9 protein-coding genes are annotated in these 12072 nt (G+C 70.0%); 3 read left to right on the top strand and 6 right to left on the bottom strand.

Annotation, left to right across the window (positions count from 1 at the left end):
- Positions 1-86: 86 nt before the first annotated feature.
- Entirely contained in the window at positions 87-1259 is a 1173-nt protein-coding gene (locus HUA78_RS39810; protein ID WP_174458616.1) for an FHA domain-containing protein, read from the top strand.
- Between the two features lie 892 nt (positions 1260-2151).
- Here the strand turns inward: HUA78_RS39810 and HUA78_RS39805 are convergent.
- Positions 2152-3849, bottom strand: coding sequence for a serine/threonine-protein kinase (locus HUA78_RS39805; protein ID WP_141648373.1), 1698 nt, complete (start codon positions 3847-3849; stop codon positions 2152-2154).
- Between the two features lie 113 nt (positions 3850-3962).
- Here HUA78_RS39805 and HUA78_RS39800 point away from each other — a divergent pair, with 113 nt between their 5' ends.
- A complete protein-coding gene (locus HUA78_RS39800; protein WP_174458615.1) occupies positions 3963-4730 on the top strand; it encodes an FHA domain-containing protein in 768 nt (255 codons plus the stop codon).
- A 74-nt stretch (positions 4731-4804) separates the two neighbouring features.
- On the opposite strand, the gene HUA78_RS39795 is transcribed toward HUA78_RS39800, so the two are convergent.
- Positions 4805-5167 carry a TraR/DksA C4-type zinc finger protein gene (locus HUA78_RS39795; protein ID WP_141648374.1) on the bottom strand — a complete coding sequence of 121 codons (363 nt, stop codon included), beginning with the start codon at positions 5165-5167 and terminating at the stop codon, positions 4805-4807.
- A gap of 126 nt (positions 5168-5293) precedes the next feature.
- Here HUA78_RS39795 and HUA78_RS39790 point away from each other — a divergent pair, with 126 nt between their 5' ends.
- Positions 5294-6175, top strand: coding sequence for a diadenylate cyclase (locus HUA78_RS39790; protein ID WP_141648375.1), 882 nt, complete (start codon positions 5294-5296; stop codon positions 6173-6175).
- A 10-nt stretch (positions 6176-6185) separates the two neighbouring features.
- Here HUA78_RS39790 and HUA78_RS39785 read toward each other — a convergent pair whose 3' ends face one another.
- Genes HUA78_RS39785 through HUA78_RS39770 form a run of 4 tightly spaced genes read right to left on the bottom strand, consistent with a single transcriptional unit; the run spans position 6186 to position 12063 of the window.
- A complete protein-coding gene (locus HUA78_RS39785) occupies positions 6186-6743 on the bottom strand; it encodes a hypothetical protein (protein ID WP_174478596.1) in 558 nt (185 codons plus the stop codon).
- Between the two features lie 15 nt (positions 6744-6758).
- Positions 6759-9035: a vWA domain-containing protein gene (locus tag HUA78_RS39780; RefSeq protein WP_174478595.1), complete on the bottom strand. Its 2277-nt coding sequence runs from the start codon at positions 9033-9035 to the stop codon at positions 6759-6761.
- A gap of 40 nt (positions 9036-9075) precedes the next feature.
- Complete coding sequence (locus HUA78_RS39775; protein ID WP_174478594.1) at positions 9076-11607, bottom strand: MoxR family ATPase; 2532 nt, start codon at positions 11605-11607, stop codon at positions 9076-9078.
- A 51-nt stretch (positions 11608-11658) separates the two neighbouring features.
- Complete coding sequence (locus tag HUA78_RS39770; protein WP_141648379.1) at positions 11659-12063, bottom strand: thiol-disulfide oxidoreductase DCC family protein; 405 nt, start codon at positions 12061-12063, stop codon at positions 11659-11661.
- Between the last annotated feature and the right edge of the window lie 9 nt (positions 12064-12072).

Below are 12072 nucleotides of genomic sequence, written 5' to 3'. Positions count from 1 at the left end.
CACATTTCTCTTCCGGGCTTGTCCCACCCATCGCGTTCGCTTTCGTTGACCCGACGTTTTACGCGCCCGTAGATTCTGGTTCGCCCATGTCACAGCTCTTGTTGTCGGCTCTCTCCGTGGTCTGCCCGAACTGTGACGGGTTCAATCCGCCGCGCTCGGCCTCTTGCGTGCTCTGCGGCCAGGCCCTCGGGGATGCCCCGGCCGCTCGGCCTGCCGCCGCGAAGCCCGCGGCGACGGCGCGCCCACCCGCCGCGACGCCCCAGGGGGGCCGGCCCGCGGCCGTGGCCTCCTTCCCTGGCCCCCGGCCGGCGGAGCCCGCCAGCCCCCCCGTCACGCCGCCTCCGCCCAGCGCCATCCCTCCGGGAATGCGCCCCTCGGCCCGGACGCCGCCTCCGACGGCCGCTGCCGGGTTGATGGTGGAGCGGCCCGCCGCCACCCGCCCCCCTGCTCCGACCGCGCCTCCGGCGACCCCTCCCTCCCTGTCCCCTCGAGGCACCGCGCCCGCAGGGCCCGCCAACACGCGTCCGCCGCCCCCGGTGCCCGACTCCGCCCTCCCTGGCCGGACAGGTGCCACGGCGCCCCCGGTCGCGGCCCCCCGCCCCGCTCCTGCGGCCTCGCGCTTCGGACTGGCGGTCATCGCGGGTTCGACGCGGGGTCAGCGCTACAAGCTTCCCGTCACGGGCTGTGTGGTGGGCCGCCAGCGAGGCGCCATCCTCTTCCCGGATGACGGCTTCGTGTCGCCGCTGCACGCCACCTTCCTGGTGAAGGACGGTGCGCTCTTCGTGCGGGACGAGTCCAGCGCCTCCGGCGTGTTCGTCACGGTGGCGGGCACGGAGGCCATCACCGCGCGCACCCACTTCAGCGCGGGTCAGCGGTTGTTCCGCTTCACGGGCCGACTGGAGACGCCCGCGCCGGTGGCCGGTCGCCCCATCGTCTACGGCGCTCCCGTGCCGCTCGGGCAGGCCGTGTACGGCGTGGAGGAGGTCATCTTCGGTGGCCGGGGAGGCCGCGCGGTGGTGACAGCCGCCCCACTGCTCACGCTGGGACAGGCGCACTGCGACCTGAGCTTCCCGGGCGACGAGGGCCTCGCGGGTCGCCACTGCGAGCTGTCCCCCACGCCGACCGGAGCGCTCCTGCGGGACTTGTCCGGCGGCCTGGGCACCTACGTGCGCATCCCCGCGGGCGAGGAGCGCCCCCTGCGTCCCGGAGACCGGGTCCGGCTGGGACAGCACGTGCTCCAGGTCGAAACGCTCGGTTAGCGCGAGCGGCTCGGGTACCGCGCCTCATGTGCTCGCTGAGACGACGCGCGGCCATTGCGAGCACCTCTGGGCACCGCGCCTCATGTGCTCGCTGAGACGACGCACGGCCATTGCGAGCACCTCCGGGCACCGCGCCTCATGTGCTTGCTGAGACGGCGCACGGCCATTGCGTGCACCTCTGGTGTCCGCGCGTCACGTGTTCGTTGAGACGACGCACGTCCATTGCGTGCACCTCCGGGAGCACCGCGCAGCATGTGTTCGCTGAGACGACGCGCGGCCATTGCGAGCACCTCGGGGCACCGCGATTCATGTGCTCGTCGAGACAACGCACGGCCCTTGCGAGCACTGATGGTGTCCACGCGTCACGTGTTCGTTGAGACGACGCACGTCCATTGCGTGCACCTCCGGGAGCACCGCGCAGCATGTGATCGCTGAGACAGCGAGCTGTCGTTACGAGCGTCTCGGGGCACCCGCGCGTCACGTGTTCGTTGAGACGATGCTCGGCCATTGCGCGCTTCGTGGGGCACCGCGCGTCACGTGTTCGTTGAGACGATGCTCGGCCATTGCGAGCGTCGTGGGGCACCGCGCCTCGTGTGTTCGCTGAGACGGCGAGCGGTCGTTGTGAGCGTCTCGGGGCGCGGGCGCGTCACCTGTTCGCTGAGACGACGCGCGGCCCATGCGAGCACCTCTTCTGGGTCCGCGCAGCACCTGCTCGCGGAGGCGACGCGCGGCCATTGCGAGCACCCGTTTGGGGGGCCACGCGTCGCGTGTTCGCCGAGACGACACGCTGCCTGTCCTCCCGCGCGAGCGGCCCGGGGTACCGAGCACCGCGTACTCGAGGGAGAGACACCCAGCCAGAGCGAGCGTCTCGGGGGAGTCGAGTGACGCCTCGCTACGGACTCGACGGGCGGGCCACGGTGCCCCCCAGGCGCTGCTCGATGAGGGGCCGGGCCTTCGAGTTCGACACCTCGCGCAGATGCCGCGACCACCAGCCCCTGGCCTCATCGAGCTGATCCTGCTGCCAGTACAACTCGCCCAGCTTGAGGGCCAGCTCCGGGTCCGGGTTGCTCTGGAAGGCGTCCTTGTACTTTGACTTGGCGAGCCCCAGGTCGCCGCGCTCCAGCGCCTGATCTCCCGCCTGCGCATGGCGGCTGGATTCCTCCAGGTTGCGGTTCGCCGCGGGGATCTGCTGCTCGTAGAGCGGCTGCTCGGAGTCCCCCGCCGTGCTCCCCACGTTCCCGGGAACGGGCGCGTTGCGCGGCAGCGAGAAGGGGGAGACAACGCCCGGCTTCCCCCCGCCGTTCAAGTAATAGAAGTAGTACGCGAAGAAGAGGCCCGCGCCGACCACCAGCAGCACGGTGAGCGACTTGAAGAAGAAGCCCAGCCCTCCGCCCCCCACCCCGGGCTGGGTGGGAATGATGGAGTCCGTCTTCTCCCGCGTCGCGGGCATCGCGTCGGCATTGGAGGGAAGCGGCGAGAGCACGTCCGGAAGCGCGCGGACGGTGGCTTCCACCGTCACCTCGCTGCCCCACCCTGGAGCCGTGGCATCGCGACTGTCGTCGTTGCGTCCCGTCGACTTGCGCGGCAGAGGCGCGAGCACCGCCGAGGGCTGGGGCCGCCGAGGAGGCGCCTCCGAGCGACGACGCTCCTTCTCCACCGCCATCAACTCCGCGCGGAAGGCCTCCGCGTTGGCGGGCCGGTCATCCGGGCTCTTCGAGAGCGTGCGCAGGATGAGCCGCTCCATCGCCGGGGAGATGCGCGCGTCGGGCCGGCGCCGCGTCGGGGGCGGCGGCTCCTCGGTGAGGTGCTTGGTGGCGAACCCCACCGCCGAGTCCGACTCGAACGGCAGCAGGCCCGTCATGAGCTGGTAGAGGATGACACCCACCGCGTACAAATCGGAGCGGTGGTCCAACGTCGCGCCGCGCGCCTGCTCCGGCGACATGTACTCGGGCGTGCCGCAGACGAAGCCCGCGCGCGTGAGCGCCGGTCCGTCGTCGGTGGAGTCGGTGATCTTCGCGATGCCGAAGTCGAGCACCTTGACGAAGTCCGGCTCGTTGCGCCGCTGCTCCACCATGATGTTCTCGGGCTTGAGGTCCCGGTGGATGACGCCCGCGCCGTGCGCGTCCGACAGCGCGCCGAGCACCTGGCTCACGATGCGCACCACGCGCCCCTCGCCCAGGGGCCACTCGCGGCTGAGAATCTGGTGCAGGTCCTGCCCCGCCACGTACTCCATGGCGATGAAGAGCGCCCCGTCCTCGGCCTGGCCGAAGTCCAGCACGCTGATGGAGTTGCGGTGGTTCAGTCGGCTGGCGGCCTTGGCCTCGCGCTGGAAGCGCGCCACGGTGCGCTCGTCCGACAGCAACGTGTGCCGGAGCACCTTGAGCACCACGACCTTGTCGAGCGAAATCTGCCGGGCTCGGAACACCCGCCCCATGCCGCCCTCGCCAATGAGGGCCTCGACCCGATATTTCTGGGCAATGGTCAGGCCGACGTAGTCGTCAGCATCCGGCGTGCGCACGAGGGTCGCACCGCAGGCCGGGCAGAAACGGGAGGATTCTTGGGCGTCAGCGCCGCAGGAGGGGCAGTGCAAGTCAACTTCCCCGAAGGGTGGGTCACGGAGTTCACCACGTCGCTCGGGTACTGAGCAAGCCGCTCGCAAGACGAGCAACCTCGCGTCACCCCTGGTAGAAACGCGGAGCCCTCATGGAAGCGATGGAATACTGCCCCCGCTGTGATACCGAAAACCCCCGGGACGCCACCGTCTGCCGAGCGTGCGGCTCGCCGCTGCGCTCCGGAACGATGGTCATGGCCGTGGCCAGCCTGTCCTCCCGCCCCCAGGTCTCCATCCGCGTGGTGCGGGCCGACGGCGGCCCCGAGTCCGTCGTCCGCATGCAGCGAGACACCCTCACCTGCGGCCAGCAGGGGGAACTCTCGCTCCCGGACGACCCCTTCATCATGCCCGTCCAGATGCGCTTCTTCTTCTCCGGCTCGCGCCTGGCGGTAGAGGACGTGGGCGGCGCCAACGGCGTCTTCGTGCGGCTGCGCCAGGAGCGCGAGCTGTCACCCGGCGGTGAAGTGCGCCTGGGACGTCAGCGGCTGGTGCTGGAGCCCATCCCCACCGCGACGCAGGGGCCTGGAGGAACGCAGATCTGGGGCTCGCCGGATCCCGGCTACCGCCTGCGGCTCATCCAGTTGCTGGAGGGGGGACTCCGGGGCGCGGCGTATCCGCTTCGCGAGGGCGACAACCTGCTGGGACGCGAGCAGGGCGACCTCACCTTCCCCACCGACGGCTTCGTCTCCGGGCGTCACGCGGTGCTGCAGGTCCGCCAGGACCGGCTGACCGTGCGTGACGTCGGCTCGTCGAACGGCACCTTCATGCGGCTGGCCGGCCCCACCTTCGTGGACAACGGCGACCACTACCTCATCGGCCGACAGCTGCTCCGGGTGGAGATCCAAGCGCCCCTCGCCTGAGGCGGCGCCGTTCTTCCCCGGACTCACCCGGGCCGCACGGGGGATTCCCGCGCGGCCCTGGGCTCCCACGGCACTCAGCCGTAGGACTTCTCTTTCTTCTCCTGCTCCTCCTTGCAGCGGATGCAGAGCGTCGTCACCGGACGTGCCTCCAACCGCTTGGGGGAGATGTCCTCTTCACAACGCTCGCAGACGCCGAACGTGCCGTCTTCGATCCGGGTCAGCGCCCGATCAATCTTCTGCAGCAAGAACTTCTCTCGGTCCCGCAGTCGGAACACCATTGACTGCGCGTACTCGGAAGAGGCCAGGTCAATCTCATCGGGGAGGTCGTCCGTGTCGAAATTCGACTCCTCCACCAGGGTCTTCTTGGCGCTCTCGAGCAGGCTCGTCTTGCTGTCCTCGAGCATCTTCTTGTAACGCTTGAGATCTTTCTGGTTCACAGCCTTCGCTCCAGTGCGCGAGGGTTTTTGGGCCCTGTCCCCCAAAAAACGGGCCCGAAAGCTTTATTCAGAGAGCCGTCGGTGTCAAGCTGACCCAGTCACGACTGCGGGTGAACGGGAGGGCGGTTGAGCGAGAACACGAAGTTTGATCGGGAGTTCCTGCGCTCGGCCCTCTCGCTGGCCGCCAAGAGCGATGTGGATCATTTTCTCTACATCTGTGACACGCCCATCCCTCCCGAGGAACTCCGGGGCCGGCCTGCTCGCAAGAAGCTCGTGTATGCGGTGACGCTGGACAAGCTGGCACAGGAGCACCTGCTTCGGAAGGTCCGTGCGCTCGTCATCCCCGCCTACGACTATTCGCGCACCGAACGGGTGAAGGTGGCCCTCGTCTCCGCGCTCTCGCAGGGAGCGTTCAAGGAAGGCGACCTGGTGCTCTGCATGACGGGGCGTGTGGGTCGTGCTCCCGACACGCTGATGCAGATGCGGATTGGTGGTTCGCTGGATGATCGGCTCGCGATTGAAGGCGTGAAATTGGGCGAGGAGTTTAACTCCCAGGTGGTGGACGCGCTCATCCAGTTGGCACTCCAGATTGGTCAGGAGGGCTTCGAGGGTCATCCCATCGGCACCATCATCACCATCGGCGACCACACGACGGTGCTGGAGAAGAGCCGGCAGATGACCATCAACCCGTTCCAGGGCCTCTCCGAGGCCGAACGGAACGTGTTGGACCCGAAGATTCGCGAGGCCATCAAGAACTTCTCCGTGCTGGACGGAGCCTTCGTCATCCGCGAGGACGGCGTGGTGCTGGCCGCCGGACGCTACCTGTCCGCGCAGGACGAGATGGTGAAGATTCCGCTCGGCCTGGGCGCCCGGCACGCGGCCGCCGCGGGAATCACCTCTTCCACGGCCTGCATCGCGCTGGTGGTGAGCCAGACGTCCGGCGCGGTGCGCCTCTTCAAGGGCGGCAACATCGTCCTGGAGCTGCACCAGACGGCGCGCCGCACCTGAGACGGCTGGTTCAGTCCGCCTTTTCCCGGCGCTCCTCCCGGTAGACCTCCGCCAGCGCGTGCGCGCGCTCCACCTCGTCACGCGCCGCATCCACCACCAACGCTTGCTCGAAGCGGGCCACACGCTCCTTCAGCGCGTCGGTGACGATGCCGCCCAGGGTGAGGCGCGCGGAGGCGCTCTCCCGCTCGCGGCGCAGCTCCTCCACCCGGTCCCCCAGCTCCGCGGCGGCTTCCAGCAGCAGCTTGCCGTCCGAGTCCGCGCGCTTCAGCGACTCCCGGGTGGTGGCCAGCAGGGCCTCGGCTTGGGTGGAGTCTCTCGCGAGCACCCCCACGGCCTTCGAGTCCCCTCGCGACGCGGCGGTGGCATGGCGCGAGGCCAGGTCCTCCAGGCGGCGGGAGTAGCGCTCCACGGCGCGAGCAAGGTCCCCCTTCAGGGCGAGCAGCGTGGCCGCGGACTTGCGCAGCTCGGCGGCCTGCCGGTCCAGGTTCTCGAGCAGCTCGTCGAAGGCGACGAGCGGGTCCGCCGGGCGGGCGGGCTCCTTCTTCCGTTTCCAGAGGCCGAAGAACATGGCGTGGGCCGGAGACTACCCGAAGGGCCGGCACAACAGCCGCACCCGCGCGAGCGCATCCGTCACCGACGGTCCACCCACGGACAGGGCGGCGAGGTACCGCGCAGGGGTCAGCCCATACACCGCCAACAGGTGCTGGAGGAGCACCACGCTCTCCGTTGCGCGCTTGTCCGCCGGAGCCAGCGAGGCGGCTTCCACCAGCGCGCCGAGGATGTCCACCACGCGGCCCACGACGTCGGAGCCGGGTACCTGTCCGCCCTCGGGGCGCGGCGGTGATTCAGGGAAGAGGGCCTCGAACGAGGCCTCCACGGCGACGGTGGCCGAGGTGCTCCGCCCACCGGCGACGCGCTCCAGTGCCTCCAGGTGAGGCGCGAGCTGCTCCAGCGAATCCGGCGTGGCGGGCACGTCCCGAGGCAGCAGCGTGCGCCAGGGCGTATCGAACTCGGTACGGGCCCACTGAATCTCCTCGTCGGAGAGGTGGTGGTAGAAGGCGCGGATGCCGGAGGCGCGCTGCTCGCGAACCAGTGAGCGGAGGTCCGGGTTCTCCTCGCCCAGGGAGATGAAGCTCAGCGCGATGTCGAGCGAGCCCATGGGCGCGCGGGTCCGGCGGATGAGTTCCAGGTCCACGCGGTCCTCGCCATCGGTGACGAGGACGACGGTGGCCCGGGCGAGGTACGGGTCCCTGCCCTGCGCGGCGCGGATGGAGTCGAAGGCCGACATCAGCGCGAGCGAGATGTCGGTCTGCCCCTCGGCGGGCGAGTCCCGGAAGAGTCGCTCTATCTGCCGGGTGGCCTCGGCGGCGGTGTCCACGCGGGCCAGCTCGGTGGGCACGTCGTTGAAGAAGCTGAAGTAGAGCGGGTCGAACGTCTCCCCACGGCGCGCCTTGACGCGCAGGTTGTTCAGCTCCGCGATGATGAGGGCGTCACGGAAGCGGGCCCGGGCGCCATGCATGGAGCCGGAGGCGTCACAGACATAGACGCGCACGGCGGTGCGCTTCACCTTCTTCGACTGGGGAGGTGGCGCTTCTTCCAGGTAGGCCCGCACGAGCTGCCGGTTGGCCGCGAGGTCCCTCAGCAACATCCTCGGGTCTGTCAGGACGAAGTTGTTCACCTCGTGCAGGCCGCCAGTCACCTCGAAGGTCATCGTCTGGGTGGGATAGGGAACGCGCCGGGGCACGGGCCTCGCCACCTGGGTCTCCGCCAGGACGATTTCCTCGGAGAGCGCGTCCTCCACGTCGAAGTAACGGGCACACCCCGCCGCCAGCTCGAAGGTGGCGAGCTGCTCGGGTCGCAGCGAGAAGGCCAGGTCCGCCAGCAGCTCGTCCGGACGTGGAGTGGCCACCTCGGGCTTCTCCTCCGGGGGAGACTCGCCGAACCAGTGGGCCAGCGCGTCCCGCTCGGCGCGCTCCACCAGGGCCGTCAACTGGGAGGGTGAGGGCAACAGGGGCTCCAGGGCCGCTCGAGCCGCCGCCGCCAGCTCCAGGTCCCCCGCCTCCACCGCCCGCTCGTAGAGGCCACGCAGCGAACGGTAGGCGGCCTGGGGGTCATGCCGGGCCGCGTGCCGCACGTGCCGCAGGAGTTCCTCCAGGGAGCGCACGGCCGGCACCGCGCGAGTGCGCTCCCGGGCCTCGGCCACCTCGCGGCGCAGGGGCAGGCCGCGCTCCCGGTCGTGGTCCGCTCCCAGGCGCAGCAACATCTCGTGGGCCAGGTCCAGGTCCCTGCGCTTCTGCACGACGTCGACGACGTTCTCCCGGGCGCGCAGCGCGAAGTACTCGGCCACGGCCATCCGGGAGCTGCTGGGCGCGCGCTGCCTGCGCGGGGAGGCTGGACGCTCGAAGGCGATGAAGCCCTCGTCGTCGTCGACGTCCTCGGTGGGCGGACGGGCGAAGAGGTCGGCCACCTTCACGGCCCTCGCGAGCTGGACAAAGGCCCTGTCGAGCACCGTGAGGGTTCCCGGCGGCATCACTCCCGCCCGCCAGGCGCGCTCCACGCGCTCCACACACGCCTCGAGCTCTTGAAGTGCCTGCCCGGCCCGGGCCTGGAGCCCCTGGGACAACGCCCCCGCGAGCCCTCGACGGGCCCCCAGCTCACGCAGCAACTGCGCGTCCGCCGAGGTGTGGATGCCCACCTTGTCGAGTTCCCGGTCCAGCACCGCGAGCACGGGAAGGGCGAGGTCGCCGGGCCCCGTCACCTTGCGCCCGAACGTCCACCGGCGCATGCCGCCTACCGGAGGCGCGGGCTGACGGAACATGTCCAGGCGCCGTCGCAGGTCCGTGAGCCGCCGGGAGAGCATGCTCAGCCGTCCCTCCGCGCCCTATGCGACTCGGGCGTGCTCATGCGGCGGACCGCCGCTCCAGCACCTGACGGCTGTACCGCCCGAAGTCCTCGTCGATGCCCCGGAGCTGCGCCTCCAGCCGCTGCGCGCTCTCGCCCACTTCGCCTGGAATGGCCGCGAGCAGCGACAGCACCCCCTTGAGGCGCACCAGCTCCCCTTCCTTCAAGGCCAGCAGGGGGAATCGGCTGCGAACCAGTCGGTCCACCGTGCGCTCCACCTCGGGCCGCTCCGTCAGGGCCTCCGGCGAGGGCAGCGAGGTGAGCAGCTGGGTCAGCCAGCTGCGCAGGTACTTGACGCGCGTCTGGATGAACGTGAGCTCCGCCTGGGCCACCGCCGCGCGGGCGTTCTCCGAGAAGAAGGCCGACGCCGAACCCCCTCGGGTGAATGCGAGCTGTCCGTCCAGGCCCAACAACGCCGCCAGCTCGCCATCCGGGGCCTTGGCGGAAAACTCGCCCCGGTAGAAGACGTACGCGTCGCCGTTGAGGACGGAGGCGGCCGGCGGAGGCGGGCTCGGCACGTCGCGCGTGAGGAGTCGAGCGTGCTCGCGCAGCCGACCGTCGAGGATGCTCTGGCACTCTCCCATCACCACGTCGACGGGCAGTCCTTCGCGCCGCAGGTTCTCCGCCACGGCCTGCACCGCGCGCCCGTATTGTTCGATGCGCTCGAACGGCGTGGAGGCCAGCACCTCGCGCGCATAGGCGAGGCCCAGGGGCAGCAGCAGCTCCTCCTTGAAGCTTCGCTGCGTCGGGTCCAGCGCGACCAGCGACTGCTCCAGCTGCGACAGTCGGCGCGAGTCCGCGGCCAGCGTCTCCAGCGGCTCCTTGCGTCCGCGTGCGGATGCACCCTGGAAGGCAACGGTCGCCCGGCGCCGCAACGCCCCCACCACCCGCTTTCGCGCGGCGGCCTCCGACTGGCGCAGCCGCTCCACCGCCACCGGAGCACCTTCCGCCAGGATGCCCACCAGGTCCGCCGACCTGGACAGCTCCTCTTCCAGGTTGTCCGCCAGCCCCACCAGCCCCTCCAGCTTGAGGCCCTCCTCGAAGTCCGCGCTCTCCGCGGTCAGGGCAATCATCTCCAGGGCCCCCTCGAGGAATCGGGCCGTGGACTCACTCAGGGGGGACAGGCCGACCTTGAGCTCGGGGATGACGCGGCACAGCCCCAGCACGTCCTGGAATGAGGACAGCAGGGCCAGCCCTCCCCGTCCCTCTCCCTGCCCCGCCATGCCGCGCGCGAGCCGCTGGTCCATCGCCGCCACCAGCGCCCGGGCGGACACCAGCAACGGAGCGCGGTTCTGCGCATGACGCGGACCGGGGACGAGCTTCGTCAAAAGGCCCCGCGCGGAGGTGGACGCCATCGAAGGCTGCCAGTTGCGTGAGAGGGCATCCACGGCCGAGGCCTCCTCCGCCGAGCCCAGCACCTGGGCCTCGCGTTCCAGGCCCCCGCCCAGCTCCTGCCGCACCTTCGCGATGACCTCGTCGAACGTGCGCTGCTCCAACCGGACGATTTCGAGCTGCGCCCGCTCACGGGGGTCCACCACCGACTTGAGCAGCGCCTCCGTCTCCGTCGAGGGGGGACCGCCCAGCAGGAAGAACCAGCGCAGCGCGTCCAGGTCCTCCACGGACGCCTCCAGCGGTCGCTCCGGCCGCCGGTAGATCTGGTCCCGCACCACCGCCGCCTTGAGTGCCCACAGGGCCTTCACCGCCGAGCGCTGGGAGAAGTACTTCGTGGGCACGTAGTCGGGCAGCTTGGACACCTGGGCCGTCAGGGCCCGCTCCAGGGCATCCGCCAGCAACTCCACGCCCTCCAGCACGTCACTGGGCACCTTCACCCGCGAGACGGCGTCCTGCAGCAGGTCCATCTGCTGCAGTGAAAGAGGAGCCCGCAGGTCCGCGCGCGCGCCCTGCGCGAAGCGCTGCAGCATGGCGGCCCGGCTCTCCTTCCGGGCGAAGGACTTGGGCACGAAGCTGATGAAGCTCAGCCGGTCAGCGAAGGCGAGCAACAGCTCCGGCGAGCGCGCCAGCACCTCGGAGAGATACCGGTTGCTCGTCATGATGACGCACTCGGTGCGTCCCGCCGTCACCCGCCGACCGTGCTTGAGTTCCCGTTCGAAGAGCACGTTGAGGATGGAGCGCAACAGCATGTCCCGGCCGTCGAAGATTTCATCCAGGAACGCGTGCTGCGAGCCCAGCATGCCCTCGTCGGTGAGGTACTCCGTGCGCCCCGTCTCCGTCAGCACCTTGAAGTCCACCGGACCCAGCAGGTCCGTCTGCACGGTGGACTCGGCGAGCTGCTTGGAGAACAGCGAGGGCAGGCCGGTGTGCTCGTCGAAGATGCGCCCCAGCACCGCGCTGGCGATGGCGCTCTTGGCCGTTCCGGGTGGCCCTACGACAAGCACGTGCTCCCGGCTCAGCAGCGCCAGCTCGAGCTGCGTGAAGAGCGTTTCTCGCTCCAGGTAGACGTCCCGCAGCTCGCTGAAGAAGTGGCGAAAGGCGCGAGCGGCCTGGAGGTACGGCGGCGGATGAGCTTGCACGAACAATCCAGGGGCAGCGGGGTTGGCCCCATGCTACCCGCCGGCCTCTGTCTATTTGAAGTGGACCTCGCAACCGCCGTCCGAACAGGTCCGCCCGGCAATCTTGAACCGGTAGCGGGCGAAGGCCCGGTAGAAGACGTCGACAAGCTGGCGGAGGCCAGGGACGTAGTAGACGTACAGCAGGCGGCCCAGGGGGTGCCTGCCCAGCGCCCGGACGATGGCCTCCGCGCCTTCCAGCACCCGCCCATCCGCCTGGACGAGCTGCATGGCGTTCTCGCACCGCTCCGCGCTGATGCCCGGGAAGCCCACCAGCACGCCCTCGTCCCGGAACGAGCGCAGCTGCGTCCCCCGCCCTCCCAGCAGCTTCTGGAACTCGCGGGCCGCGCCGCTGCAGATGCGGCAATGCCCGTCGTAGAGGATCACATCATGTCCCGGCGGCGTCGTCCTCAGCACCATCCGCGTCAC

Source organism: Myxococcus sp. CA033, assembly GCF_013336625.1.
GTDB lineage: Bacteria > Myxococcota > Myxococcia > Myxococcales > Myxococcaceae > Myxococcus > Myxococcus llanfairpwllgwyngyllgogerychwyrndrobwllllantysiliogogogochensis.
Note: the sequence above shows the minus strand (reverse complement) of the source record. Positions and strands in the feature narration are given on the sequence as shown.